The 26,443-nt window shown below is 70.5% G+C and carries 25 protein-coding genes; 16 read left to right on the top strand and 9 right to left on the bottom strand.

From position 1 onward, the window contains the following. Positions 1-169: 169 nt before the first annotated feature. From ABZ795_RS26670 to ABZ795_RS26660, 3 genes are all read right to left on the bottom strand, one after another. Positions 170-772, bottom strand: a complete 603-nt coding sequence (locus tag ABZ795_RS26670; RefSeq protein ID WP_357532331.1) for a hypothetical protein — start codon at positions 770-772, stop codon at positions 170-172. A 644-nt stretch (positions 773-1,416) separates the two neighbouring features. Next, positions 1,417-3,966 (bottom strand): trehalose-phosphatase, encoded by a 2,550-nt coding sequence (gene otsB / locus ABZ795_RS26665; RefSeq protein ID WP_357532333.1) that lies wholly within the window; start codon positions 3,964-3,966, stop codon positions 1,417-1,419. Positions 3,967-4,019: 53 nt separating this feature from the next. After that, a complete protein-coding gene (locus ABZ795_RS26660) occupies positions 4,020-5,420 on the bottom strand; it encodes a trehalose-6-phosphate synthase (RefSeq protein ID WP_327024445.1) in 1,401 nt (466 codons plus the stop codon). Between the two features lie 327 nt (positions 5,421-5,747). Between ABZ795_RS26660 and ettA the strand changes: the two genes are divergently transcribed. From ettA to ABZ795_RS26640, 4 genes are all read left to right on the top strand, one after another. Further along, positions 5,748-7,424 carry an energy-dependent translational throttle protein EttA gene (gene ettA, locus ABZ795_RS26655; protein WP_327024446.1) on the top strand — a complete coding sequence of 559 codons (1,677 nt, stop codon included), beginning with the start codon at positions 5,748-5,750 and terminating at the stop codon, positions 7,422-7,424. Between the two features lie 16 nt (positions 7,425-7,440). Then, positions 7,441-7,884: a thioesterase family protein gene (locus ABZ795_RS26650; RefSeq protein ID WP_327024447.1), complete on the top strand. Its 444-nt coding sequence runs from the start codon at positions 7,441-7,443 to the stop codon at positions 7,882-7,884. After that, complete coding sequence (locus ABZ795_RS26645) at positions 7,881-8,597, top strand: hypothetical protein (protein WP_327024448.1); 717 nt, start codon at positions 7,881-7,883, stop codon at positions 8,595-8,597. The genes ABZ795_RS26650 and ABZ795_RS26645 overlap by 4 nt, the downstream gene beginning before the upstream one ends. Before the next feature lie 131 nt (positions 8,598-8,728). After that, on the top strand, positions 8,729-9,313 hold the full coding sequence (locus tag ABZ795_RS26640) for a YbjN domain-containing protein (RefSeq protein ID WP_327024449.1): 585 nt from the start codon (positions 8,729-8,731) through the stop codon (positions 9,311-9,313). Between the two features lie 119 nt (positions 9,314-9,432). Here ABZ795_RS26640 and ABZ795_RS26635 read toward each other — a convergent pair whose 3' ends face one another. The 3 genes from ABZ795_RS26635 to ABZ795_RS26625 all read right to left on the bottom strand — a co-directional run bounded on the left by ABZ795_RS26635 (position 9,433) and on the right by ABZ795_RS26625 (position 12,521). Next, the gene (locus ABZ795_RS26635; protein WP_327024450.1) at positions 9,433-9,852 is read right to left on the bottom strand and encodes a globin; all 420 of its coding nucleotides are present in this window, start codon (positions 9,850-9,852) and stop codon (positions 9,433-9,435) included. A 61-nt stretch (positions 9,853-9,913) separates the two neighbouring features. Beyond that, entirely contained in the window at positions 9,914-11,260 is a 1,347-nt protein-coding gene (locus tag ABZ795_RS26630) for an MFS transporter (protein WP_327027466.1), read from the bottom strand. A 223-nt stretch (positions 11,261-11,483) separates the two neighbouring features. Then, the gene (locus ABZ795_RS26625; protein ID WP_357532332.1) at positions 11,484-12,521 is read right to left on the bottom strand and encodes a mechanosensitive ion channel family protein; all 1,038 of its coding nucleotides are present in this window, start codon (positions 12,519-12,521) and stop codon (positions 11,484-11,486) included. 268 nt (positions 12,522-12,789) lie between these two features. On the opposite strand from ABZ795_RS26625, the gene ABZ795_RS26620 reads away from it, so the two are divergent. Beyond that, positions 12,790-13,323 carry an HNH endonuclease gene (locus ABZ795_RS26620; protein ID WP_327024451.1) on the top strand — a complete coding sequence of 178 codons (534 nt, stop codon included), beginning with the start codon at positions 12,790-12,792 and terminating at the stop codon, positions 13,321-13,323. A 245-nt stretch (positions 13,324-13,568) separates the two neighbouring features. On the opposite strand, the gene ABZ795_RS26615 is transcribed toward ABZ795_RS26620, so the two are convergent. From ABZ795_RS26615 to ABZ795_RS26605, 3 genes are all read right to left on the bottom strand, one after another. After that, a complete protein-coding gene (locus ABZ795_RS26615; RefSeq protein ID WP_357532330.1) occupies positions 13,569-14,405 on the bottom strand; it encodes a class F sortase in 837 nt (278 codons plus the stop codon). A 15-nt stretch (positions 14,406-14,420) separates the two neighbouring features. Continuing rightward, on the bottom strand, positions 14,421-14,951 hold the full coding sequence (locus ABZ795_RS26610) for a hypothetical protein (RefSeq protein ID WP_357532329.1): 531 nt from the start codon (positions 14,949-14,951) through the stop codon (positions 14,421-14,423). An 89-nt stretch (positions 14,952-15,040) separates the two neighbouring features. Beyond that, a complete protein-coding gene (locus ABZ795_RS26605; protein ID WP_357532328.1) occupies positions 15,041-15,523 on the bottom strand; it encodes an Lrp/AsnC family transcriptional regulator in 483 nt (160 codons plus the stop codon). Between the two features lie 148 nt (positions 15,524-15,671). Here ABZ795_RS26605 and ABZ795_RS26600 point away from each other — a divergent pair, with 148 nt between their 5' ends. The 11 genes from ABZ795_RS26600 to ABZ795_RS26550 all read left to right on the top strand — a co-directional run bounded on the left by ABZ795_RS26600 (position 15,672) and on the right by ABZ795_RS26550 (position 26,437). Continuing rightward, positions 15,672-16,571 carry a tryptophan 2,3-dioxygenase family protein gene (locus ABZ795_RS26600; RefSeq protein ID WP_357532327.1) on the top strand — a complete coding sequence of 300 codons (900 nt, stop codon included), beginning with the start codon at positions 15,672-15,674 and terminating at the stop codon, positions 16,569-16,571. Between the two features lie 7 nt (positions 16,572-16,578). Next, the gene (gene kynU / locus ABZ795_RS26595) at positions 16,579-17,874 is read left to right on the top strand and encodes a kynureninase (RefSeq protein ID WP_327024456.1); all 1,296 of its coding nucleotides are present in this window, start codon (positions 16,579-16,581) and stop codon (positions 17,872-17,874) included. Beyond that, the gene (locus ABZ795_RS26590; protein WP_327024457.1) at positions 17,871-19,205 is read left to right on the top strand and encodes an NAD(P)/FAD-dependent oxidoreductase; all 1,335 of its coding nucleotides are present in this window, start codon (positions 17,871-17,873) and stop codon (positions 19,203-19,205) included. The genes kynU and ABZ795_RS26590 overlap by 4 nt, the downstream gene beginning before the upstream one ends. 20 nt (positions 19,206-19,225) lie before the next feature. After that, the gene (locus ABZ795_RS26585) at positions 19,226-20,707 is read left to right on the top strand and encodes a 2-hydroxymuconic semialdehyde dehydrogenase (protein ID WP_327027469.1); all 1,482 of its coding nucleotides are present in this window, start codon (positions 19,226-19,228) and stop codon (positions 20,705-20,707) included. Further along, the gene (locus tag ABZ795_RS26580) at positions 20,704-21,555 is read left to right on the top strand and encodes a fumarylacetoacetate hydrolase family protein (RefSeq protein WP_327024458.1); all 852 of its coding nucleotides are present in this window, start codon (positions 20,704-20,706) and stop codon (positions 21,553-21,555) included. Before ABZ795_RS26585 ends, ABZ795_RS26580 begins: the two co-directional genes overlap by 4 nt. Further along, positions 21,552-22,463 (top strand): acetaldehyde dehydrogenase (acetylating), encoded by a 912-nt coding sequence (locus tag ABZ795_RS26575; RefSeq protein WP_327024459.1) that lies wholly within the window; start codon positions 21,552-21,554, stop codon positions 22,461-22,463. Before ABZ795_RS26580 ends, ABZ795_RS26575 begins: the two co-directional genes overlap by 4 nt. Further along, positions 22,460-23,572, top strand: a complete 1,113-nt coding sequence (gene dmpG / locus ABZ795_RS26570; protein WP_357532326.1) for a 4-hydroxy-2-oxovalerate aldolase — start codon at positions 22,460-22,462, stop codon at positions 23,570-23,572. Before ABZ795_RS26575 ends, dmpG begins: the two co-directional genes overlap by 4 nt. After that, the gene (locus ABZ795_RS26565; protein ID WP_327024461.1) at positions 23,569-24,342 is read left to right on the top strand and encodes a 4-oxalocrotonate decarboxylase; all 774 of its coding nucleotides are present in this window, start codon (positions 23,569-23,571) and stop codon (positions 24,340-24,342) included. The genes dmpG and ABZ795_RS26565 overlap by 4 nt, the downstream gene beginning before the upstream one ends. Before the next feature lie 123 nt (positions 24,343-24,465). Beyond that, positions 24,466-24,894 carry a RidA family protein gene (locus tag ABZ795_RS26560; RefSeq protein ID WP_357532325.1) on the top strand — a complete coding sequence of 143 codons (429 nt, stop codon included), beginning with the start codon at positions 24,466-24,468 and terminating at the stop codon, positions 24,892-24,894. Further along, positions 24,891-25,415 (top strand): 3-hydroxyanthranilate 3,4-dioxygenase, encoded by a 525-nt coding sequence (locus tag ABZ795_RS26555; protein ID WP_327024463.1) that lies wholly within the window; start codon positions 24,891-24,893, stop codon positions 25,413-25,415. The genes ABZ795_RS26560 and ABZ795_RS26555 overlap by 4 nt, the downstream gene beginning before the upstream one ends. Next, positions 25,415-26,437 carry an amidohydrolase family protein gene (locus ABZ795_RS26550; protein ID WP_357532324.1) on the top strand — a complete coding sequence of 341 codons (1,023 nt, stop codon included), beginning with the start codon at positions 25,415-25,417 and terminating at the stop codon, positions 26,435-26,437. Before ABZ795_RS26555 ends, ABZ795_RS26550 begins: the two co-directional genes overlap by 1 nt. The last annotated feature ends 6 nt before the right edge of the window (positions 26,438-26,443 follow it).

Raw genomic sequence — 26,443 nt, 5'->3', positions numbered from 1 at the left:
TGATCTTTGTGTGAGAACTCAGATCATGGACAGGGTCCTCCCCATTCCGCTAGACCTCGACCACCACAAATCCCCCCGATGGTCAAAACACGAGGCCGTTGGCCGGCACCCGAACCTCGGGTGCCGGCCAACGGTTTCTTGCTCCCCCTGTGGAGGAATGTCTGTCGGGTCAGCTGTTCCAGTGCTGGGCTACCAGGTCGGCGGCCTGCTGTTCCCACTGGGCGTAGTGGTCGGGGTAGGCCGAGACCTGCACGGTCTGGGCTGCCTTGGTCAGGGGCATGTCCTGCCAGCCGTCGACCTGCTTGAGGCCCTTGAGGAAGGCGGTGGTGGAGTACTCGGGGTCGGTGATCTGCTCGACCGTGCCCCAGCCGCTGGAGGGGCGCTGCTGGAACAGGCCCTGGGAGTCGTGGTCGTTGCGGTCGCCGAGGTGGCCCAGGTTCTCCAGCTTCGATTCCTGCAGGGCGGTGGCGATGGACACCACGGCGGCGCGTTCGTCCATGCCGTTCTTCTTGGTGGCGGCGATGATCGCCTTGGTGTTGGCGACCTGCTCGTCGTCCAGGTCGATGCGGGACTGGTTGCCCTGCACACCGTGGGGGATCAGCTTGCCGGTGTCGGGCTTGTCGGCCTTCGGCTTGTCGGCCTGCACGGCGGCCACCGGGTTCGACTTCACGAGGGTGGTGTCCGCATGACCGGCCACGGGACCGGCGAAGACGCCGCCGGCGAGGGCCACACCGGCAATGCCGAGCACGCTGTTACGGAAGATCGAGTTCATGATGAAGCTCCATTCGGGGGTTGGCGCACCCGCCGAGGGGGATCGGCACGGGGTGCGCAAGCACCGTCCGGCGCTCAAAGAAGAGTGGGGGAAGTCCGCAACGTACCGGGGGAGCGGCTGCGCGTCGTCGGAAGCAACTACAACCGGTGACCGGGGGCGGTGATTCCCGGGGGCGGATCACACCTGACCATTGGCGGTCACGGCGCCCTGCTCGGTCAGCCACCCGATACAACGCCATCCGGCGGAGCCACATTCCGGCCCGCACCCGCCCGGCTCAAGCCCGGCGTCTTCCTCGGCCGTCCAGGCGAGTACAACGCCCCGCAGGCCGCCAGCGTTCCTTGGTAAACCCGGCGAACGGGTCGGCTCCACGACGCAAGTCCGTCCGTGGGACGCAAGTCCGTTCGTGGGGATGCAAGTCCGTTCGTGGCCGCTGGGCCATCTTCTCGGCCACCGGCTCCCCGATCCAACCAGGTGGGCTGCTTGGAAGGTGATCGACTCCGTTGCGCCGTTATGGCGGTTTCCGGCTCGCGTGGATCCCGCCGTTTCGCCGTAACGGCGAGGACGCCCCGCCCACACCGCGCGCACCCGGACGCGCGAGCGGCCGGAGACAGAAGACTGTCTCCGGCCGCCTGAAGGAGGGTGAGCTAATGCTTGAGCATGTTGTCCAGCAGCAGGGCGCAGCGGATCACCCCGAGGTGGCTGTACGCCTGCGGGTGGTTGCCCAGGCCGCGTTCGGCCAGCGGGTCGTACTGCTCGGGCAGCAGACCGGTCGGGCCGGCGGTGTCGATCATCTGGCGGAACAGCTCCTCGGCATCGGTACGCCGACCGGTGCGCAGGTACGCCTCGATCAGCCACGCCGTGCAGATGTGGAAGCCGCCTTCCCGACCGGGCAGTCCGTCGTCCCAGTGGTAGCGGTAGACGACCGGTCCGCTGCGCAGATCCGCCTCGATCTTCAGCACGGTGGACAGGAATCGTGGGTCGTCTCCGGGCAGCAGACCGGACAGGCCGATCCACAGCGAGGAGGCGTCCATGTCCTCGTCGCCGTACGCGACGCTGTACGCCTCGGCCTCCTCGTGCCAGCCGTACTCCAGCACGTTGGCGCCGATCCGGTCGCGCAGTTCCACCCACTCGGGGCGGTCCTCGCCGCCGTGCTGCCGGACCACGTGCAACGCCCGGTCGACCGTCATCCAGCACATCACCTTGGAGAAGATGTGGTGCCGGGGTGGCAGGCGGGCCTCCCAGATGCCGTGGTCGGGCTCGTGCCAGCGGCGGCGTACGGCCTCGACCATGTTCTCCAGCACCCGCCATTCCTCGGCGCGCACCGAGCCGCGTACGTCGGCGGTGGCCGCGATCAGGTCGGCGATCGGGCCGAAGACGTCCAGCTGGAGCTGGTGGTTGGCGAGGTTGCCGACCCGGACCGGGCGGGACCCGGCGTAGCCGGGCAGGGTGTCGATGACCGCCTCGGCACCCAGCTCGAAGCCGTCCACGGTGTAGAGGGGGTGCAGCCGCTCGGGGTGCCCGCCGGTGCGTTCCACACAGCCGTCGACCCAGCGCAGGAACGCCTCGGCCTCGGCGATGGAGCCCAGGTCGACCAGGGCGCGGGCGGTCATCGCGGCGTCCCGCAGCCAGCAGTAGCGGTAGTCCCAGTTGCGGACCCCGCCCAGTTCCTCCGGCAGGGAGGTGGTGGCGGCGGCCAGGATCGAGCCGGTGGCCTCGTGGCAGAGGCCGCGCAGGGTCAACGCGCTGCGGGCGACCAGGTCCCGGGCGGTGGTGGGCAGCCGCAGCGAGGCCACCCACTCCTTCCAGGGCCGTTCCGCCGCCGCCTGCCGCTCGTGGATGGACAGCCGGTGGTGTTCCAGGCTGTGGGTACCGAAGCGCAGCTCCAGCACCACCTGCCCGCCGAGGGCGGACAGGTCCACCACCGCCTTGGCGCTCTCGTAGCCGCCGTCGTTGCCGACCTCCCACTGCACCCCGGGGGAGTAGAGGGCGATCGGCTCGTTGGAGCCGAGCACCAGCAGGCCGTCGTCGAGCGGCTGGAGCTGGACGGCGACCTGCGCGAACTCCGGTCGGGGGGCGAACTCCACCCGGACCCGCCCGGTGCCGGTGAGTACCCGGATCAGGGTGGAGTCACCGGAGATGATCGCCGGCCCGTCCGGGGTGGTCCTCGGGTCGGGCTTGTCCAGCCAGTCGGTGACGGTCAGCCCCGACCAGCGGGTCTCCACCGTCATGGTGCCGGAGCGGTAGCGCTGACCCAGGGGGATGCCGCCGCGTTCCGGGGCGACACTGAAGTGCCCGGCCGGGCTACCCCCGACCAGGTCGGCGAAGATGGCCGCCGAGTCGGGCTTGGGGTTGCACAGCCAGGTCACCTTCGCGTCGGGTGTGAGCAGTGCGACCGTACGCCCGTTGGCCAGCATCGAGTGCCGCTCGATCGGCACCGCCCGCTCGCCGAACAGCCAGTGCCGGCGGGTCTCCAGCAGCAGCCCGAGTACGCGGGCGGCCTCGATCGGCTCGGCCACCCGGTAGTCGGCCTTGGTCTCGCCGGGGCCGATCTTGATGCCGACGTCCGGGCCGCTCAGGTTGCCGAAGGCGTTCTCGTCGGTGACGTCGTCACCGATGAAGAGCACCGCGCTGGCCGACAGTTGGGTGCGCAACTGGTCGACCGCAGTGCCCTTGTGGGTGGCCACCACGGACAGCTCGATGACTTCCTTGCCCTGGGTGACGGTGACGTCCGGCCAGGTGGCGGGACCACTGCGGACCGCCTCGATGGCGGCGGCGGCGATCTGGGGTTCGACCCCCCGGGTGTGTACGGCGACACTGGCCGGCTTGCGCTCCAGCCGTACCCCCGGGTGGGCCGCGGCGATCTCGCGCAGTGCGTTGCGCAGTCGGGTCCGCACCTCGATCAGCTCGGGGGAGAGCCGCTCGACGAAGCCGATGTCGAACTCGGAGCCGTGGCTGCCGACCAGGTGGACCTCGCTGGGCAGCCGGGAGAGCGCGGCCAGGTCACGGAGCGCCCGGCCGGAGACCACCGCGACGGTGGTCTGCGGCAGCGCGGCCAGGGCGCGTACCGCGGCGACCGCCTCCGGCAGGGGTACGGCCTTGCTGGGGTCCTCGACGATCGGGGCCAGGGTCCCGTCGTAGTCGCAGGCGATCAGCAGTTGGGGGACTCGGGCGATCCGCCCGATGGCGGAGATCATCTCCCGGTCCAGGGTGCCCGCCGTGGGCACGATGATCTCGTTGGAGGGGGCGCTCACGCCGCCTCCATGTCGGGTACACCGAGTTCGGTGAGGAAAGACTTAGCCCAGTGCCCCACATCATGGGTGCGCAAGTGGCGTTGCATAGTCCGCATACGGCGACGAGCCTCCGGCTTCTCCACATGCACGGCCCGGAGCAGGGCGTCCTTGACAGCGTCCGGGTCGTGCGGGTTGCACAGGAACGCCTGACGCAGCTCGGTGGCCGCGCCGGCGAACTCACTGAGTACGAGTGCGCCCCCGTGGTCCGCCCTTGATGCGACGTACTCCTTGGCCACCAGGTTCATACCGTCTCGCAGCGGGGTAACCATCATCACGTCGGCGGCGGCGTACATCGCAGCAAGTTCGGTCCGACTGTACGACTGATGCAGATAATGCACGGCAGGCACACCGACCCGGCCGAATTCGCCATTAATCCGACCGACCTCGCGCTCAACCTTGACGCGAAGTGCCTGGTAGTGCTCGACGCGCTCGCGGCTCGGTGTGGCTACCTGCACCATAACAGCGTCTGGGACTGTCAACTTTCCGTCAGCCAACAACTCGCGGAAGGCCTTGAGTCGCAACTCGATGCCCTTGGTGTAGTCGAGGCGGTCCACCCCCAGGATGATGGTGCGCGGGTTGCCCAACTCCTCGCGGATCTCCTTGGCCCGGGCCTGGATGGCCGGGTCCGCGGCCAGTCGCTCCATCTCCTTGGTGTCGATCGAGATGGGGAAGGCCCCGGCCTTCACCTGGCGCCCGTCCACCTGGATCATCTGCCCCTCGTAGCGCAGACCTAGCAGGTGACGCGCGAGCCGGACGAAGTTCTGGGCGGCCAGCCGCTGCTGGAACCCGACCAGGTCGGCGCCGAGCAGCCCGCGCAGGATCTCGGCGCGGAACGGCATCTGCATGAACAGCTCGATCGGCGGGAAGGGGATGTGCAGGAAGAAGCCGATCCGCAGGTCGGGGCGCAGCTCCCGGAGCATGGCGGGCACCAGTTGGAGCTGGTAGTCCTGCACCCACACGGTGGCCCCCTCGGCCGCCACCTCCGCCGCGGCCTCCGCGAACCGGGCGTTGACCAGCCGGTACGCCTCACGCCAGCGACGCTTGTAGGCCGGTGTCTCGACGGCGTCGTGGTACAGGGGCCAGATCGTGGCGTTGGACTGGCCCTCGTAGTAGCGCTCGAGTTCCTCGGCACTCAACGGCACCGGGTGCAGCCGGATGCCCTCCAGGTCGAACGGCTCGGGGGCGGCGCCGGTGCCACCGGCCCACCCGACCCAGGTGCCCTGATGCTCGGCGAGGACGGGGTGCAGGGCGGTGACCAGCCCGCCAGGGCTGCGTCGCCACTGCCGTCCCTCGGGTGTGCTCACCTCGTCGACCGGTAGGCGGTTCGCCACAACGACAAAGGAGCTACGGACGGTCACGATCGGCCACCTCCGGGTTGCTGACGGGTCCACCGCGATGAGCGTACTGAGCGTATCTGCGGCGTCTGGTGCTCAGTGCCGGAGTGAGGTACCCGTCCCAGCCCGGCCGAACCTTGTACGTGATCATGTTGACAGGTCACCGTGACGACCTCTGCTCAGGCGGGCGGGGCGATGTGGGCGGGGCCCGGCGGACCTGTCAGGATTGACGATGGCGTGTGCGCGGCCGACTCCCGCTCAAGTTAAGGGGCCACGGCGCGTTCCGCGCCCCGCACGTTGGCGCGTGTCACGCACATCAGCGATCAAGTACCGACGGAGGTAGCCCGCACCGTGGCCCAGTTCATCTACGTCCTGGATAAGGCGCGCAAGGCGCACGGCGACAAGGTCGTGCTCGACAACGTGACGCTGAACTTCCTGCCGGGGGCCAAGATCGGTGTGGTCGGCCCGAACGGTGCCGGTAAGTCCAGCCTTCTCAAGATCATGGCCGGTTGGGACCAGCCGAGCAACGGTGAGGCCCGGCTGATGCCCGGCTACACCGTCGGCATGTTGGCCCAGGAGCCGCCCCTCAACGAGGCCAAGACCGTCCTCGGCAATGTCGAGGAGGCGGTCGCGGAGACCAAGGCCAAGCTGGAGCGGTTCAACGCCATCGCCGAGCAGATGGCCACGGACTACTCCGACGAGCTGATGGAGGAGATGGGCCGGCTCCAGGAGGAGCTGGACAACGCCGACGCCTGGGACATCGACTCCAAGCTCGAACTGGCCATGGACGCGCTGCGCTGCCCGCCGCCGGACGCCGAGGTGACCCAGCTCTCCGGTGGCGAGCGCCGCCGGGTGGCGCTGTGCAAGCTGCTGCTGGAGGCGCCGGACCTGCTGCTGCTCGACGAGCCCACCAACCACCTGGACGCGGAGAGCGTGCAGTGGTTGGAGCAGCACCTGGCCAAGTACCCCGGCACCGTGCTGGCGATCACCCACGACCGGTACTTCCTGGACAACGTGGCCGGCTGGATCCTGGAGCTGGACCGGGGCCGGGCCATCGGCTACGAGGGCAACTACTCCACCTACCTGGAGAAGAAGGCCGCCCGGCTCTCCGTCGAGGGGCGCCGCGACGCCAAGATGAAGAAGCGCCTCTCCGAGGAGTTGGAGTGGGTCCGGTCCAACGCCAAGGCCCGGCAGACCAAGTCCAAGGCCCGTCTGGACCGGTACGACGAGATGGCCGCCGAGGCGGAGAAGACCCGCAAGCTGGACTTCGAGGAGATCCAGATCCCGCCGGGCCCGCGCCTGGGCAACACCGTCATCGAGGCGCAGAACCTGACCAAGGCCTTCGGCGACCGGGTGCTGATCGACAACCTGTCGTTCTCGCTGCCGCGTAACGGCATCGTCGGCATCATCGGCCCGAACGGCGTCGGTAAGACCACCCTGTTCAAGACCATCGTCGGGTTGGAGCAGCCGACCAGCGGCTCGGTCCGGGTCGGCGAGACGGTCTCGCTGTCCTACGTCGACCAGAACCGGCAGGGCCTGGACGGCGACAAGACCGTCTGGGAGGTCGTCTCCGACGGGCTGGACTACCTCATGGTGGGCAAGGTCGAGATGCCCTCCCGGGCCTACATCGCGGCCTTCGGGTTCAAGGGGCCCGATCAGCAGAAGCCGACCAAGGTGCTCTCCGGCGGCGAGCGGAACCGGCTCAACCTGGCGCTCACCCTCAAGATCGGCGGGAACGTGATCCTGCTCGACGAGCCGACCAACGACCTGGACGTGGAGACCCTGTCCAGCCTGGAGAACGCCCTGTTGGAGTTCCCCGGCTGTGCCGTGGTGATCTCCCACGACCGGATGTTCCTGGACCGGGTGGCCACCCACATCCTGGCCTGGGAGGGCGACGAGGAGAACCCGGCCAAGTGGTTCTGGTTCGAGGGCAACTTCGAGGCGTACGAGAAGAACAAGGTCGACCGACTCGGCGCGGAGGCGGCCCGACCGCACCGGGTGACCTACCGCAAGCTGACCCGCGACTGACCGGCGAGCGACCGTCTTGGCTGATCGGTTCATCTATCACTGCACCCTGCGCTGGTCCGACCTGGACGCGTACGGCCATGTCAACAACGCCCGGTTCCTGACCCTCTACGAGGAGGCCCGGGTGGCGTTGATGTTCGTCGGCGCCCGGGCGCGGGGGATCGACTCGTTCGCCGACGGGGTGGTCATCCGTCGGCACGAGGTCGACTACCTGCGCCCGGTCGACTACTCCCTGGCTCGGGCCAGCGCGGAGGCGGCCCCCACGGTACGCATCGAGATGTGGGTGGAACGCGTCCGCGCCGCCTCCTTCATCCTCGGCTACGAGATGTACGACGGAGAACTGCTGGTCAGCCAGGCGCGCTCGGTGCTGGTGCCGTTCGACCTGGTCCGGCAGGTGCCCCGGCGACTCACCGAGCAGGAACGCGCCCTCCTGCTCGAATACGCCCCGGACGAGGTGGCATGAGCGAGGGCGGCGCGGCACCGGAGTCCGGTGCCGCGCAGACCCGGCACGGGATCGAGGGGGTCGCCGACGCCGGGGCCTTCCTGGCTCGCCTGGTCCGCCTGGAGCCGGCCGCCCTGGTGCGGCTGCGTCCGGCCGGTACGCCGGGGCGTACGGCCCTGTGGGCTCGGCTGCCCTGGGGGGTGCTGGCCGTGCGGACGGTCTCCGGCCCCGGTGCCGGGGACGTCACCGTGGCCGCCGGGCAGTTGCTGGCCGAGTTGGCGGCCGGCCGGACCGGGCTGCCCACCTCGCGTGACTCCCAGTGGCGCTGGGCGCTGCCGCCGGCGGCCAGCCGACCGGTGGAGGTCCTGCCGGGCGGTGAGTTGCGCCGGCTGGCCGAGGCCGCCGCCGGCACCCTGCGTACGGCCACGACCCACGGCGTCGGAGGTCGGGCGGTGGGGCAGCGGACCCTGCGCGACGCTCTGCTGGATCATGTCGCCGTAGTGGTGACGCCGGACGACGCGCCTGACCGTCCGGTGGAGGTCACTCAGCGACTGGTGCAGGGGTTGATCCGGATGGGATTCCTGGGGTCCGCCCACGATTCGTCGAGCACTGACGATGTTCGGGTACGCGTGGCTGGCCGTTGGGTCGCCCTGGTGGGACCGTATGGAGCCGTCTGGTCGCAGAAGGCTATGGATCTTGCCCTGCAACCGCTTTCTGCTCCTCCGAAAGTATGATCACCCCTCAACCTTCTGGTTTGGGGCGGGCGTTGGGGGGATGCTTCGGTTCGACTGTCCGGGTACCGTCCATCCTCGGATCCAACCCACCGTATGCAACTGGATCCGCTGGGGAGTGAGGTGCGCGAGCGATGCCGTGGTGGTCATGGCGCCCCGGTCCCGCCAGTGGCGGCGACCCGGAAACTCGAAGCAGGGTCACAGTGGAGGAGGCCGTCAGAGTCGGGCCGCCGACGCCCCGTAAACCCGAGGATGACTGCCCGGCCGGGGAGCATCCCTTGATCGCCGACATGTCAGCTACTGTCGAACCGGTCACCCTGGGCCGCATCTGCGACGCCCTGGACCTGCTCGACGTGCGCTATCTCGCTGACGGGGACGGCAACCTGCTGGCCATGTGGGAGCGCCATGCGGTGCTGGTCGCCCTGGAAGGCCCCGAGGACGAGATCCTGGTGCTCCGGGCCCGCCCGCACGCGACCGTGCCGCCGGACTGGGCCGACCGGGCCTACCGGGTGGTCAACGAGTGGAACCACACCCGACGCTTCTGCAAGGCGTACGTCGGCGACGCCACCGAGCGGGGGCAGTTGCCGATCTACGCCGAGTTGCAGGTGCCACTCGCCGCCGGCGCCCACGACGCGCTGCTGGTCGAGTTGCTCGACTGCGGCGCCGCCGTCGCCACGAGTTTCGTCGACTGGCTGCACGACGAGGGTGCCCTGCTCTGACGAGGTCGCCCGGCCGTGACGGGGCCGCCCGGCCGTGACGGGGCCGCCCGGCCCTGACCTCGGCCGAGCACGGCACCCCGGTCGAGCTGCGGCCGGGGGCGTCGCTGCGGGGCCGCCGCCTAGCCGGCCGGGTCCTCCATGGCGTTGACCATGAAGTAGGCCGCCCGCTCCAGGTAGTTCCAGAGCTCCGTGGCGGTCGCCAGCGGCAGGTCGAGGCTGTCGACCGCCTGGCGCATGTGCCGCAGCCAGGCGTCCCGTTCGGCTGCGCCGATCCGGAAGGGCGCGTGCCGCATCCGCAGCCGGGGGTGGCCGCGTTGGGCGGAGTAGGTGTTCGGGCCGCCCCAGTACTGCATGAGGAACAGCCGCATCCGGTCGGCGGCCGGCTCCAGGTCCTCCGGGTACATCGGGCGGAGTAAGGGGTCGCCGGCGATGCCGGCGTAGAACTCATCGACCAGCTTGCGGAACGTGGGCTCGCCGCCGACGGCTTCGTACAGCGTCACCGCCTCGCCGCGGGGCTCGGACTCACCTGCGGGATTCACCCTTCCATCCTGCCAGGCATCGTCCGCCGGTGACCGGGCCGGGAGGCGCCGAGGGGGTGGTTCAGCTCACCGCGTGCCGGGGTCGACCCGGCCCGACACTGCCCGGATCCGGGTCCTCCGGCGGGGTGGCCGCCCCGGCAGGGGTCCGCTGAGCTGCCTCGACGGTGGCCGCCACGGTCTGCGCGTCGGGCCAGCTGCGGGCGACCAGGGCCATCAGCACCACCCCGGCGGCACTCCACAGACCGACCACGATCGGAATCGGGTAGTGCTCGGCCAGCAGACCGGTCGCCAGGACCGCGGCGCCCTGGATCACCTGGACCCCGGTGGCCATCACCCCGAAGGCCCGCGCCCGGTAGCCGTGCGGCAGGGCCTGGACGAAGAGGCTGTTCGCCACCGGCAGGATGCCGGCCACCGCGAACCCGCAGGCGGCGGCGAGCAGCGCCACCACCGCCGGTGGCGGGTCCAGCAGGGCGGGCACCAGCACCAGGGGGGCGATGACCGCCAGTGGACGCAGCAGCGCGATCCGCCGGGCCGGCGCCACCGCCCGGCCCATCAACAGCCCACCCAGGATGAACCCGACCGGGCTGGACGCCATGATCAGAGCCTGCGCCACACCGGCGTGCATCCCGCCGTCGGCGCGTTCGTTGGCCCAGGCGGCAGCCAACCCCTCGGGCACGATGGAGCAGAGCATGGCGCCGAAGACGAGGATCGCGATCGCCCGCAGCACCGGGGTACGGAACACCAGCTGGAACCCGTCGGCGGTCTCCCGGAGCAGGTGCCGCCGGTGGGTGCTGGGCATCGCCGGTGCCCGGTCGCGGACCCCGAAGCGGACCAGGGCCGCCGAGATGGCGAAGGCGGTGGCGTTCATCACCAGCGCGGCGGTGGTGTTGACGGTAGCCACCGCGGCACCGAGCAGGTAGCCGACCACCTGGGCGGCCTGCCCGACACTGGCATTGACCGAGATTCCGACGACGAGTCGGTCGCCCGGCAGGATCAGGGGCATCAACGCCGACCGGGCCGCCTGGCTCGGAGGATTCGCCAGGGTGGTGGCGAACAGCAGGGCCAGGATCAGCGGCACCGGAATCCCCGGGATGGCGATGAGCAGCATCAAGGCCATCCGGATGAGGTCACAGACCACCATGATCTGGCGGTAACGGTGCCGCTCGGCGATCGTGGCCAGCAGCGGCCCGCCGATCAGCCAGGGCAGGTAGCTGACCGCGAAGGCGGCGGCGGAGAGCGCTACGGAGTCGGTCTCCCGGTAGACGAGCAGGGTGACCGCCGCCTTGGCGACATAGTCGCCGATCCAGGTCAGCGTGCTGGCCAGGAAGACGGCGCGGTACTCCCCCTGGGCGAAGACCTCACGGAAAGTGGCCGGACCTTCCGGAGGAGGCCGCTCGTCCGACACCATCGCCTCCATCGGCCGGTGGCAGGCCACTCATGATGGCCGCCCCGAGGCCATCGTCAGATCTACGAATCAGCGAGGACGTGACCACGCTCGGGGAGCGCGTGCACCGGATTCTGCCCGATCGTCTGACAACTGGCTAGGGCGAACGGTTGGATCGTCGCATCTCTGACTGAACGAACGGACGATACCCGAGGGGCTGCTCGGCCGCGACCCCCTCGCCGTTTGCTCAGGTAGCCCCGCCCTGACCAGTCTCGTTGTCGTCCCGCAGGTACCCGGGCAGGGCCCGTACCGCAGCGATCCGGGCGGTGATCCCGGAATTTTCCAGAGCCTCCGCGAGCCGGCGGCGCAACTCCCGGCCCACGGCGCCCTGCCCGTCGGCGGTGGTCTTGACCACCGTGCGGATCACCGTGCCGTCCACCGTCACCTGCTCCACGCCGAGCACCTCGGGCGGTTCGACGATCGAGGCCGCCAACTCCGGGTCCACCGCGACGGAGGCGGCGGCGGTACGCAGCACCGCGGTGGCCTCCTCGGTGCCAGCGAAACCGATCGGCAGGTCGATCACCACCAGGGCCCAGCCCTGACTCTTGTTGCCCACCCGGACGATCTCCCCGTTGCGGATGTACCAGAGCACCCCCCGCCCGTCCCGGACGGTGGTGACCCGCAGGCCGACCGCCTCGACCACCCCGGTGGCCTCGCCCAGGTCGACGTTGTCGCCGACCCCGTACTGGTCCTCGATCAGCATGAACAGACCGGCGATCAGATCCTTGACCAGGCTCTGTGCGCCGAAGCCCAGGGCCACCCCGGCGATGCCGGCGCTGGCCAGCAGCGGCGCCAGGTCGAAGCTGAACTCCTTGAGCACCATCAGTACGGCGATGCCGAAGATGAACGCCGTACTCAGGCTGCGCAGCACGGAGCCGATCGCCTCGGCCCGCTGCCGACGCCGCTCAGGGACGAACTCGCCGGGCTCGGTGGCGGCGCTGGGGATGCGCTCACGCAGCGGCCGGAGCATGGTCGGTACGCCCGCATCGGTGGTGGTGCGGACCAGTCGCCGGATCGTGCGGTGCACCAGCCAGCGGGTGGCGATCGCCAGCAACAGGATCAGGAGGATCCGCAGGGGCTTGACCAGGATCCAGTAGCTGCCCTCGGCGAACCACACGGAGTCAAAGTTGGTCCACACCCACTTGCAGACGATCTCGTTCAGGCACTCCGGACTGGGGGTCTCCTCCGCGGCCGGGGTGGAGGGGCCGGGGGAGGGGCTGAGCATGCTGACGGTCACCCTGATTTCGTACCGCAACCTCCCGGCGGGCCGGTGACCGACCCACCGCCGGGTGACCCCGGGCCCCGCCGACACCGAATCCCGGGCGAAAGCTCTGCGGGCTACCCAGGATTAGGGCGTGCATTCGCCGGTCCGATCAGGGACGATTGGCGCAACGGACGTCGGTGATTCGGCCGGCGTCGACATGGTGTATGGCTGTGTCCTGCACCGGTCGGCGGTGGCGAGTTGATAGCCGCTTGACCGGGAGGGTGACGCGATGCCTGACATACGACCCACGGTGGGCTCCGGCGCGCTGGTTCTCAACGCCACCTATGAGCCGCTGTGTGTCGTGTCGGTGCGTCGCGCCGCGATCCTCGTGCTCTCCGCCAAGGCGGTCTGTGTAGCCGACGGTGAGGGCATCCTGCACAGCGCCCGCAGCGCGTTACCGGTGCCCTCGGTGGTCCGGCTGACCCGGTTCGTCCGGGTTCCCTACCGTACCCATGTTGGTCTGTCCCGTCGGGCGATCTTCGCCCGGGACGGCTGGCGTTGCGCCTACTGCCGAGGGCCGGCCGAGACCATCGACCATGTCTTCCCGCGTAGCCGGGGCGGCCCACACGCCTGGGAGAACGTGGTCGCCGCCTGCGCCAGGTGCAACCACACCAAGGGCGACAAGACCCCCGCCGAGTTGGGCTGGCGACTGCACTCCCTGCCCACCGCACCCAAGGGCATCGCCTGGCGAGTACTCGGTCACCGAGCCCCCGACCCCCGCTGGGCCGACTGGCTAGACCTCCGCGAACCCGAAGCCGCCTAACCCCCCCCGGCTACCGCCTCAGCTTTCTCACCCCGCCGGCTACCGCCCGGGCCGCCGTCCCCGGCCAGCCACCGCCCCTGCCACCTCACCCCCGCTGGCTACCGCGGCCCCACCAGACGCACCCGCCACCGGACCGCGAAGCCGGTCGCCCGAGGGTTTGCGGGGGAGCCCGACCCGCGCAGGGATCAAGCCTGACCGCCCGGAGCGGGTCGGGCTCCCCCGCAAACCCCACAACCGCAACAGCATCACCGAGCCTCCACCAACGAAGCGAAGACGATCACATTGTCCGCGTACCCAGTCGAACCCCCGACCCAGCGCCCCCCACAGGTGATCAGCCGAAGCTGCGGCCGGCTGAAGTCGCCGAAGACCTCGTCGGCCGGCAGGGCCTCCTTGTCGTACCGGCCGACCCGGTCGACCTCGAAGACCGCGACCTTGCCGTCCGTGCGGGCCACCTCGACCTGGTCACCGGCCCGCAGTTGCCGCAGGTCCTGGAAGACCGCCGGCCCGGTGTTGGTGTCGACATGCCCGACGATGACGGCCGGGCCGTACTGGCCCGGTGAGGGGCCCTGGTCGTACCAGCCGGCCTCCTGGGCGCGTTCCGCGGTCGGTGCGGCGATGCTGCCGTCCGGGGCCACGCCGACGTTGTGCACCGGCGCGGCCAGGTCGATTTTGTTGATCTCGATGCCGACCGGTCGGCTCGCCGGCAGCAGCGGGAACTTCTTGGGCGGTGGTGCCAGCCCGGCGATGAAGCGGTCCGGTAGCAGGCTGAGCCCGGTCAGTCGCTCGACCCCGAGCATCGTGACGATCAACAGCATCAGGCTGGCGATCAGGACCACGGGCAGTCCGGGGCCGCTGCGGAACCCGTTCCGGGTCGCCGCCGACCAGGCCCGACGGGCCCGTGGTGGCACCGGGGCGGTCGAGGGGTCCGGTGTGGTGACACTGGCCGTACCCATCTGCGCGGTGACCCGGCCGAGCCGGCCGGCCACGGCCACCGCCCTCCGCCAGACTCGGGTGCTCCGGCGGGTGGCGGTCGGCCGTGGGGCCGGACGCGGCTCGGGCACCGGTACGCGGTGGCCGATCATGGCGTCCGCCCTGGGTCAGGAACCGGTCCGGCGTCGGTTGCTGACCAGCCCGAAGACCACCGCTGCGGCTACCACCGCTACGCCGCCGAGCAGCAGGGTCGAGCCGGTGCCCGGTCCGGCGGTGCCACCACCTCCGGTCGCCGGGCCCTTGGTGGGTTGTTGCATGTTCAGCACGGTCAGGTTGGTGCTGGCGTTCTGGCCGTTGCCGCACCGCAGGTTCACCGGATAGTCCCCGGCGGCCTTGTTGCCCGGCACGGTGACCTCACCGGTCAGGAAGCCGTTGTCCGGTCGAAGGAAGACCCGGTTGAAGGCCTCCGACTCGACCTCGGCCTGCCGGTTGTTGGCGTTGTCGCAACTGGCCCGCAGGTGCACCCGGGAACCGGCCTGCACACTGTTCGGGGTCACCTCGATGAAGGTGTTCTCACCTGCTCGGGCCGGTGCGGCACCGAACAGGACGAACGCCCCGATCAGTGCGAACGCCCCGAGAAGTCGGATGATGGTCGAGGGGGCGTGCAGCACGCCTCCGTACGCTCTCAGACCCCGCATGATCCTCCCTCCCGGCACCGGTGCACCGGTCCTGCTGGGCTGACCCGCGGTGCTTTCCCCCTGCTCCGGCCACTAACCCGGCAGGGGTGTCAAGCGGGGGTCCGTCCTCTGCCGGCGGGGTTGGCGGAAGGCCCTTCCTTGCATCGGGTCAGGGGCTGCCAGTTGAGGGGGGAGGAGAGCACCATGGTGCTCGACGGCTGGCCGTACGGGGCCAGTCGGTCGATGACCCCCTCGAACTCCCCGATCGAACCGGCCGCGACCTTCAGCACGCTGCAGGCGTCCCCGGTGATCCGGTGGATCTCCAGGATCTCCGGCCAGGTGGCGACCTCGGGGTCGTGCAGGATGCACCGGGTCCCGTAGCAGGACATCCGGATCAACGCGACCACCGTCCGCCCGGCCCGGGTCAGGTCTACATGCGCGTGATAGCCGGTGATCACCCCGTTCTCCTCCAGCCGGCGTACCCGCTCCGCCACCGCAGGTGGGGACAGGTGCACCCGGCGGGAGAGTTCGCTGAAGGACAACCGTGCGTCGGCCTGTAGTTCACGCAGCAGGGCCCAGTCCATCTCGTCCACGCACTCACCTTACGTCTGACAAGTCAAATGCTGCCATCGCCTCACGTTCGGTAGGTCTGCCCGGCGTACCGCCGTTGAAGAGGCATTCCATCCGGGGGTGAGGCCGAGAGATCATGTCTGGAATCGCCAGCCAGGAAGGAGTGGACGGATGGAGCAGACCGAGCTGCGCCCGGGAACCCGGACGGCGGTGCGTCCGGTGACGGGCAGGCAGCGGGCGGCCCGTGCCGCCCGCAACGGCGGCGAGCCGACCCTGGAGTTCGCCGAGCGGGTGCCCTACGACGCCTATGTGCAGGCCAGCACCCTGCACAAACTGCAACAGCCGCTGAGTGACGACCCCGGCGAGATGTCCTTCCTGATGGTCAGCCAGATCATGGAGCTGTACTTCGGGTTGACCTGCCACGAGCTGCGGGAGACCTCCCGACTGCTGCGCGAGGATCGGGTCTGGGAGGCCCTGGCCCCGCTGCGCCGGGCCGCCCTGCACCTGGAGGCCCTCAACGCCGCCTGGCACGGGCTGCGGTGGATGACCCCGGCCGACTTCAACCGCTTCCGCAACCTGCTCGGCGAGGGCTCCGGCTTCCAGTCGGCCATGTATCGGCACCTGGAGTTCCTGCTGGGGCTGCGGGACACCACCCTGATCCGGCCCTTCCGCCGGCAGACCGAGGTGTACGCCGAACTCAACGCGACCCTGGCCGCCCCCAGTGTCTGGGACGAGGTGGTCGCCCTGCTGGCCCGGCAGGGACACGAGATCCCCGCCGAGCTGCTGGAGCGGGAGGTCCGCGAGGAGCACCAGCCGCACGCCGCGGTGGAGGCGGCCTGGGTCCGCATCTACGCCGACAACGGCCCGGACAACCACCTGCGGATGCTCGGCGAGGCGCTGACCGAGGTTGCCGAGCAGTTCGGTGACTGGCGGCACCACCACGTCAAGGCGGTGCAGCGGACCATGGGCGCCAAGGTCGGCAGTGGTGGTTCGGCGGGGCTGGCCTGGCTGCAACGCAGCATGGCCCGGGTGGTCTTCCCCGAGCTGTGGTCGGCTCGGACGGCGATGTGAGGCGAGGATGAACCAGAACGAGACCATGAGTGCCGGTGAGGCCGAGGCGCTGCGCCTGGACGCCGCCGAGCCGGGCCACCGGCACCTGTTCCATGTGCCCCCGGCCGACGGCGGGCGCTACCCGGAGACCGCCTACCTGGCGGGCAACTCCCTGGGCCTGCAACCCAAGGCCACCCGTACGGAGCTGCTGGCCGACCTGGAGTCCTGGAGCCGGCTGGGGGTCGAGGGCCACCTGGAGGCGGAACGCCCCTGGCTGCCGTACCACGAGTTGTTGACCGCCCCGGCGGCCCGCCTGGTCGGCGCCCGGCCCAGCGAGACCGTGGTGATGAACTCCCTGACGGTCAACCTGCACCTGCTGATGGTCAGCTTCTACCGGCCCTTCGGGGAGCGGACCCGGATCGTCATCGAGGACACCGCCTTCCCCTCGGACAGCTACGCGGTGCGCAGCCAGGCCCGGTTCCACGGGCTGGACCCGGACACCACAGTGGTCCGGCTGACCCCCCGTCCCGGTGAGGAGAACCTGCGTACCGAGGACGTGACCGCCTTCCTGGCGGCGGAGGGCCACACGGTGGCGCTGGTGCTGCTCGGCGGGGTCAACTACCTCACCGGCGAGCTGATGGACATCCCCACCATCACCGCCGCCGCCCGGGCCGCCGGTGCGGTCGTCGGTTGGGACCTGGCGCACGCGGCCGGCAACGTGCCGCTGTCGCTGCACGACTGGGAGGTCGACTTCGCGGCCTGGTGCTCGTACAAGTACCTGAACTCCGGTCCCGGGGCCCTGGGCGGGGTGTTCGTGCACGAGCGGCACCACGGAGATCCCGCCCTGCACCGGTTCGAGGGCTGGTGGAGCACGGCGGCGCAGACCCGGTTCGAGATGACCCCGGTGAGTCGGCCCCCGGCCACGGTCGAGGCCTGGCAGATCTCCAACCCCCCGATCTTCGCGATGGGCCCGGTCCGTACCTCCCTGGAGTTGTTCGACTCGGTCGGGATGCCGGCGCTGCGCGAGCGGAGCCTGCGGCTCACCGGCTACCTGGAGCGGCTGCTCGACGAGGTGGTCGCCGACCGGCCGTTGACCGTGGTCACCCCCCGAGACCCCGGCCGGCGCGGCTGCCAGCTGTCGGTACGCATCGGCGAAGGCACCGCGAACGAACTGACCAAGCGGCTGCGGTACGAGCACGGGGTGATCGCGGACGCCCGGCAGCCGGACATCGTCCGGTTCGCCCCGGTGCCGCTCTACTCGACGTACCACGACTGCTGGCGAGTCGCCGAGGCCCTGGCCGCGACGGTGGAGGTGAACGCGTGAACACCCGGCACGACGAGATCGCGGTGGTGGGGGCCGGACTGGCCGGCTGCCTGCTGGCCTGCTACCTGGCTCGGCGGGGGCACGCGGTTGCCCTGTACGAGCGGCGACCGGACCCGCGGGTAGGGACCCCGGAGCGGGGCCGCTCGATCAACCTGGCTCTCTCCGAGCGGGGCCTGGACGCGCTGCGCCGCATCGGCCTGGACGAGCAGGTGATGGCCGACGCCCTGCCGATGCGGGGCCGGATGGTGCACCCGGTGGCCGGTGAGCCGGACTTCCAGCCGTACAGCGCCGAGGGCGATCGGGCGATCAACTCGATCAGCCGGGGGGCGTTGAACAACGCCCTGCTGGACGCCGCCGCCAAGCTGCCGCAGGTGCGGATCGCCTTCGACCACCGGCTGGTCGGGCTGGACCCGGACACCGCCCAGATGACCTTCGAAACCCCGCAGGGCACGGTCACCGCGAACGCCCGGGTCGTGCTCGGCGCCGACGGCGCCGGTTCGGCCGTACGCGGACAGCTGCTGGAACACGGCCTGCTCACCGAGAGCGTCGACTTCCTCGACTACGGCTACAAGGAACTCACCATCCCTGCGGTGGGTGGGGACTTCGCCCTGGACCCGGGTGCCCTGCACATCTGGCCGCGCGGCACCTCGATGATGATCGCCCTGCCGAACCCGGACCGCTCCTTCACCTGCACCCTGTTCTGGCCCAACCACGGCACCGCCAGCTTCTCCTCGTTGGGCAGCAAGGCGGCGATCGAGCGGTACTTCGCCCAGCACTACCCGGACCTGCCGCCGCTGGCCCCGAACCTGGTCGACGACTACCAGCACAACCCGGTAGGGGTGCTCGGCACGGTGCGGTGCGACCCGTGGCAGTTCAACGGGCGGGTGGGTCTGCTCGGCGACGCCGCGCACGCCATCGTGCCCTTCTACGGCCAGGGGGCGAACTGCGCCTTCGAGGACGTGGTCGAGTTGGACAACTGCCTCGACGAGTGCGGCGACGACTGGGCGGCGGCCCTGCCGCTGTACCAGCAGCGTCGGCAGGACAACGCCGAGGCGATCGCCCGGATGGCGCTGGCCAACTTCGTGGAGATGCGCGACAAGGTCGCCTCCCCGGTGTTCCAGACCCGGAAGAAGGTGGAGCACGCCTTGGAGCGGGCCTTGCCGGGCCGCTACGTCTCCCAGTACGAACTGGTCTCCTTCACCACCGTCCCGTACGCCCAGGTGCGTCGCCGGGTCCGCCGGCAGTACCAGGTGCTCGGTGCGGTCGCCGCCGGTGCGGCCGCGGTGCTGGCGGGTGCGGTGCTGGCTCTCGGTCGCCGGAGGCGAGGATGACCCTGTGGGATTCCCGGCTGATGTCCGGCCACGCGCCGGAGGGCCCCGGGCTGCTGCGCAACTTCGTCGGCGGCGAGTTCGTCTCGACCGGTGACCGGTTCACCAAGCGCAGCCCGGTGACCGGTGAGCCGGTCTTCGAGGTGGTCGAGGCCGACCGTTCCATGGTGGACGATGCGGTGGCCGCCGCCCGGGCGGCGCTGCGCGGGCCGTGGGGACGGATGGGGGAGCGGGAACGCGCCGAGGTGCTGCGCCGGGTAGCCGAGGAGTTGGAGCGACGCTTCGACGACCTGGTGGCCGCCGAGGTGGCGGACACCGGCAAGTCCATCTCCCAGGCCCGGACCCTGGACATTCCGCGGGGTGCGGCCAACTTCCGGGCCTTCGCCGAGATCGTGGCGACCGCCCCGACGGAGTCCTTCACCACGGTCACCCCGACCGGTGGCCGGGCCCTCAACTACGCGGTCCGTAAGCCGGTCGGCGTGGTGGCCATCATCGTGCCCTGGAACCTGCCGCTGCTGCTGCTGACCTGGAAGGTCGCTCCGGCCCTGGCCTGCGGCAACGCCGTCGTGGTCAAGCCCAGCGAGGAGACCCCGGCCTCGGCCACCCTGCTGGCCGAGGTGATGGCCGCCGCCGGGGTGCCCGCCGGCGTGTTCAACCTGGTGCACGGCTTCGGCCCGGACTCCGCCGGTGAGTTCCTCACCCGCCATCCCGGGGTCGACGCGATCACCTTCACGGGCGAGTCCGCCACCGGGTCGGCCATCATGCGGGCCGCGGCCGACGGGGTGAAGGCGGTCAGCTTCGAGCTGGGCGGCAAGAACGCCGGGCTGGTCTTCGCCGACGCCGACCTGGACGCGGCCGTCGAGGGTTCGGTGCGGTCCAGCTTCACCAACGGTGGCCAGGTGTGCCTGTGCACCGAGCGGATCTACGTGCAGCGGCCGGTCTTCGAGGAGTTCGCCGCCCGGTTGGCCAAGCGAGCCGGGGAGTTGGCGTACGGCTGGCCGGCCGACGAGGCGACCGTGAACATGCCGCTGATCTCGCACGGGCACCGCGACAAGGTGCTCGGCCACTACGACCTGGCCCGGACCGAGGGTGCCCAGGTGCTGGCCGGTGGGGGAGTGCCGCACTTCGGTGACGCCCGCGACGGCGGGGCGTACGTGCAGCCGACCGTGCTGGCCGGGCTCGGCCCGCAGGCCCGCACCAACACCGAGGAGATCTTCGGTCCGGTGGTGCACCTGGCGCCCTTCGACACCGAGGAGGAGGCGTACGCCCTGGCCAACGGCACCGAGTACGGCCTGGCGGCGGCCGTCTGGACCCGGGACGTGGGCCGGGCGCACCGGGCCGGGGCCCGGCTGGACGCCGGTATCGTCTGGGTCAACACCTGGTTCCTGCGGGACCTGCGTACCCCCTTCGGCGGGGTGAAGGCCTCCGGCATCGGCCGGGAGGGCGGGGTGCACTCGCTCGACTTCTACTCCGAACTCACCAACGTCTGCGTGGACATGTCATGAGCGACCTTCAGCTAGCGGCCGAGGAACTGACCGAGGCCCGGACCAGTGGCAAGCCCTGCCCACCCCTGCGTGGGCGGCTGCTGCCCGAGGGGGATGTGGCCGCGGCGTACGAGGTGCAGCAGCACCAGGTACGCCAGTGGCTGGCCGCAGGGCAGCGCCGGGTGGGCGCGAAGATCGGGCTGACCTCCCGGGCGGTCCAGGAGAACCTGGGGGTGTACGAGCCGGACTTCGGTGTCCTCACCGACGTCATGGCCGTGCCGGACGGGGTGGAGGTGCCGATCGACCGGCTGCTCCAGCCCCGGGTGGAGGCGGAGATCGCCTTCGTGCTCGGCGCGGACCTGCCCGACGAGCGGGTCACCACGGTCGACGTGATCCGCGCGGTCGACCACCTGCTGCCGGCCATCGAGATCGTCGACTCCCGGGTGGCCGGTTGGGACATCTCCATCGTGGACACGGTGGCGGACAACGCCTCCAGTGGGCTGTTCGTGCTCGGTACCGCACCCCGACGGCTGGCCGAGGTGGACCTGCGGCTGTGCGGGATGGTGCTGGAGCAGGCCGGGGAGCCGGTGTCGGTCGGTGCCGGGGCGGCCTGCCTGGGCAACCCCCTGCACGCGGTGGCCTGGTTGGCCACCACGATGGCCCGCGCCGGTGAGCCGCTGCGCGCCGGTGAGGTGGTGCTCTCCGGAGCCCTGGGCCCGATGGTGTCGGTCACCCCCGGGGCGGCGTACGAGGCCCGGATCTCCGGCCTCGGCTCGGTCCGGACCTGCTTCTCCCTGGATCCCGTGAGCGCGAGGAGTGAGCCGGTTTTGCGAGCCCCGCAGTCGGGAACGAAAGGTGGCTCGTCATGAGCGTCGGTGTGGCGGTGATCGGGTCGGGCAACATCGGCACCGACCTGATGATCAAGGTGCTGCGACTGTCGGAGTCGCTGCGGATGGTGGCAATGGTCGGCATCGACCCGGCCTCCGACGGCCTGGCCCGGGCCCGCCGTCTCGGCGTGGCGACCACCGCCGAGGGGGTGGAAGGCCTGGTGAAGATGCCGGAGTTCGCCGACGTCGAACTGGTCTTCGACGCCACCTCCGCCGGGGCCCACCGGCACAACGACGCCGTGCTGCGCGCCCACGGCCGCCGGGTGGTCGACCTGACCCCGGCCGCCATCGGCCCGTACGTGGTGCCGCCGGTCAACCTGGACGAGCACCTGGCCGAGCCGAACGTCAACATGGTCACCTGCGGCGGGCAGGCCACCGTGCCGATCGTCGCCGCGGTACGCCGGGTCACCCCGGTGGCGTACGGCGAGATCGTCGCCTCGATCTCCTCCCGTTCGGCCGGTCCGGGCACCCGCGCCAACATCGACGAGTTCACCGAGACCACCGCCCGGGCCATCGAGGTGGTCGGCGGCGCCGACCGGGGCAAGGCGATCATCGTGCTGAATCCGGCGGAGCCGCCGCTGCTGATGCGCGACACGGTCTACTGCCTCTGCCCCGACCCGGACGCCGACCAGGCCGCCATCGCCGCCTCGGTCGCCGAGATGGTCGCCGACGTGCAGGAGTACGTCCCGGGCTACCGGCTCAAGCAGGACGTGCAGTTCGACCGGGTGGACACCTACGTGCCCTCGCTGGGACGGCAGCTGACCGGCCTACAGGTCTCGGTCTTCCTGGAGGTCTCCGGTGCCGGGCACTACCTGCCCGCGTACGCCGGGAACCTTGACATCATGACCAGCGCCGCGCTGCGTACGGCCGAACGGATGGTCTCGTCGTGACCGATCTCTACATCCAGGACGTGACCCTGCGCGACGGCATGCACGCCATCGCCCACCGCTACACGGTCGACCAGGTGCGGACCATCGCCGCCGCCCTGGACGCCGCCGGGGTGGCCGCGATCGAGGTGGCGCACGGCGACGGGCTGGCCGGGTCCAGTGTCAACTACGGCCACGGCGCGGCCAGTGACGCCGAGTGGATCGCGGCGGCGGCCGAGGTGATGACGAACGCCAAACTGACCACCCTGCTGCTGCCCGGCATCGGCACCATCGCCGACCTGAAGGCGGCCAAGGCCCTCGGGGTGACCAGTGTGCGCATCGCCACCCACTGCACCGAGGCGGACATCTCCGCCCAGCACATCTCCTGGGCCCGGGAAAACGACATGGACGTGTCCGGGTTCCTGATGATGTCGCACATGAACGACGCGGCCGGGCTGGCCGCGCAGGCCAAACTGATGGAGTCGTACGGGGCGCACTGCGTCTACGTCACCGACTCCGGTGGCCGGCTGCTGATGTCGGATGTGGCACAGCGGGTCGACGCGTACCGGCAGGTGTTGGAGCCGACCACCCAGATCGGCATCCACGCCCACCACAACCTGTCTCTCGGGGTGGCCAACAGTGTGTTGGCGGTCGAACACGGCCGGATCCTCGGTGACGGGCCGCTGGGATCGCCGTCGGGGCGCACCGTACGGGTGGACGCCTCACTGGCCGGGATGGGCGCCGGGGCGGGCAACGCCCCGCTGGAGGTCTTCGTCGCGGTCGCCGAACTACACGGCTGGAAGCACGGCTGTGACGTGTTCGCGCTGATGGACGCCGCGGACGACATCGTCCGCCCGTTGCAGGACCGGCCGGTCCAGGTAGACCGGGAGACCCTCTCCCTGGGGTACGCCGGGGTCTACTCCAGCTTCCTGCGGCACGCCGAACGCGCCTCCGCCCGCTACGGGGTGGACGTCCGCTCGATCCTGGTGGAGCTGGGTCGACGGCGGATGGTCGGCGGCCAGGAGGACATGATCGTCGACGTGGCGTTGGACCTGGTCCGCGAGGGTGCCGGGGACCCGGCCCGCGACGGGGACCCGACGGCCACGCAACCGCGAACCGAGGAGCAAGCATGAGCGGGCTGGACCCGGCCGGCATCGCCGAGCAGTTGGACAAGGCCGCCACCACCGCCACCGCCATTCCGCAACTGGCCGCCGAGGTCGGCCTGGACGTCGACGCCGCGTACGGGGTGCAGGCCGCCCTGGTGCAGCGTCGGCTGGACCGGGGCGAGCGGCTGGTCGGTCTGAAGATGGGGCTGACCAGCAAGGCGAAGATGGCCCAGGTCGGGGTCGACGAGGTCATCTGGGGTCGGCTGACGGACGCGATGTGGGTGCCGGACGGGGGCACGGTCGAGGTGTCGACCTACATCCACCCCCGGGTCGAGCCGGAGGTGGCCTTCCTGCTGGACCGGCTGCCCGAGCCGGGCGAGCCGGTCGGCGCCTTCACGGACGCCGTCCGTGCGGTCGCCCCGGCGATCGAGCTGATCGACTCCCGGTACGCGAACTTCAGCTTTTCCCTGCCGGACGTGATCGCCGACAACACCTCGGCCGCCGCCTTCGTGGTCGGCCCCTGGTCGCCGGTGCCGGACGGGCTGGACAACCTCGGGGTGTTGCTGGAGATCGACGGTCGGGTGGCCCAGGTCGGCTCGACCGCGGCGATCCTCGGCGACCCCCGCCGGGCCCTCGACGAGGGGGTCCGCCTGGCCGGACGGCACGGGGTACGGATGCGTGAGGGCTGGGTGTTCCTGGCCGGCGCGGCCACGGCGGCTGTTCCGCTGCGGCCTGGGGTTCAGGTCCGGGCAGTGGTCGAGAAGCTCGGCACCGCCACCCTCAAGGCGGCGTCATGAGCGCGCGGATCGGCCTGGTGGGGGTTCCGGGCAGCCCGACCGGCTCCGGGCGGTCAGGCTTGATCCCTGCGCCGGTCGGGCTGCCCGGAACCCCTGACGTGGTGCGGGTCGAAGGGGGTCGGCATGGCTGACGGGGCGCGGGTGGTCGCGGGGAAGGCTGTTCCTCGGGGGGCGTTTCCGCATGTGAAGGTGGCCAACGGGTTCGTCTTCGTCTCGGGTACGTCGTCGCGGCGGCCGGACAACAGTTTCGCCGGGGTGTCGGTGGACGAGTTCGGTACGACGGACCTGGACATTCGGGTGCAGACCCGCGCGGTGATCGAGAACATCGGTGACCTGCTGCGCTCGGTCGGCGCCGACCTGTCCGACCTGGTGCAGGTGACCTCGTACCTGGTCAACATGAACGACTTCGGTGGGTACAACGAGGTGTGGGCGGAGTTCTTCGACGCCACCGGGCCGACCCGGACGACCGTGGCCGTGCACCAGTTACCGCATCCGCACCTGCTGATCGAGATGCAAGCCGTGGCCGTGTTGCCCGAAGGAGGTCAATCGTGAGTGAGATCGTCGAGCCGTTCAGCTTTCCCAACTGGATCGCCGAGAACCAGCACCTGCTCAAGCCGCCGGTGGGCAACAAGGAGATGTTCCCCGGGTCGGACGACTTCATCGTGATGGTGGTGGGCGGCCCCAACCAGCGCACCGACTTCCACGTCGACCCGTACGAGGAGTTCTTCTACCAGGTCAAGGGCAACATGCATGTCAACCTGATGACCCCGGAGGGGCCGCGTACGGTGCATGTGCGCGAGGGACAGATGTGGATGCTGCCGCGCAACACCCCGCACTCGCCGCAGCGGCCCGAGCCCGGCTCGATCGGGGTGGTGGTGGAGCGGGTCCGTCCGGAGGGGACCCTGGAGAAGTTCCAGTGGTACTGCCCGGAGTGCGGGCACAAGGTGCACGAGGTCGAGTTGCAGGTCCGCGACATCGCCGCCGACCTGCCCCCGGTGTTCGGCGCCTTCTACGCCGACGAGGCGGCCCGCACCTGCGGCAACTGTGGCACCCTGCACCCGGGCAAGGGCTGATGGCCCAGCCGCTTGCCCACCCGGTGGTGGACGTGCACTCGCATGTCGTACCGAAGGGGTGGCCGGACCTGACCGCGGCCTGCGGCGGGTCCGGCTGGCCCTGGCTGCGGATCGACTCGGAACGCGCCGCCATGATCATGGTGGGGGAGACCGAGTTCCGCCCGATCGGTGCCCAGTGCTGGGACGCGCCCACCCGACTGGCCGACATGACCGCCGACGGCGTCGACGTGCAGGTCGTCTCGCCCACCCCGGTCTTCTTTGGCTACGAACGCCCGGCCGACCAGGCGGTGAAGGTGGCTCGCATCTTCAACGACCTGACCCTGGAGGTGACCGCGGCCGGTGGTGACCGGCTGCTGCCCTTCTGCCAGGTGCCGTTGCAGGACCCGGACGCGGCCTGCGCCGAGTTGGACCGCTGCCTGGCGGCCGGCCATGTCGGTGTGGAGATCGGCAACCATGTCGGTGACCGGGACCTGGACGACGCCGGGATCGTGACCTTCCTGACCCACTGCGCCGAGGTCGGCGCCCCGGTCTTCGTCCACCCCTGGGACATGCCGGGTGGCCCCCGCCTGGACCGGTGGATGGCCCGGTGGCTCACCGGAATGCCGGCCGAGACCCACCTGTCGGTGCTGTCGATGATCCTCGGTGGGGTCTTCGACAAGGTGCCGCCCAGCCTGCGGATCTGCTTCGCGCACGGCGGCGGCAGCTTCCCCTTCTGGCTGGGGCGGGCCGACAACGCCTGGCACCGCCGGGGCGATCTGGTACGCGGTGCCTCCGCCGCCCCACCCAGCTCGTATGTCGACCGCTTCTTCGTCGACTCGGTGGTCTTTGCTACACCGGCCCTGCGCCTGCTGGTGGACACCATGGGCCCCGGTCAGGTGCTGCTCGGCAGCGACTACCCGTACCCGCTGGGGGAACGCCCGGTCGGCCGGGTGATCCACGAGGCGGACTTCCTCACCGAGGACCAGCGCGCCCTGTTGCTGGGCGGCAACGCCCGACGGTTCCTCGGCACGGATCGTATATAACGAAGG

The organism is Micromonospora sp. NPDC047134, assembly GCF_040643455.1.
Taxonomy (GTDB): domain Bacteria; phylum Actinomycetota; class Actinomycetes; order Mycobacteriales; family Micromonosporaceae; genus Micromonospora.
Note: the sequence above shows the minus strand (reverse complement) of the source record. Positions and strands in the feature narration are given on the sequence as shown.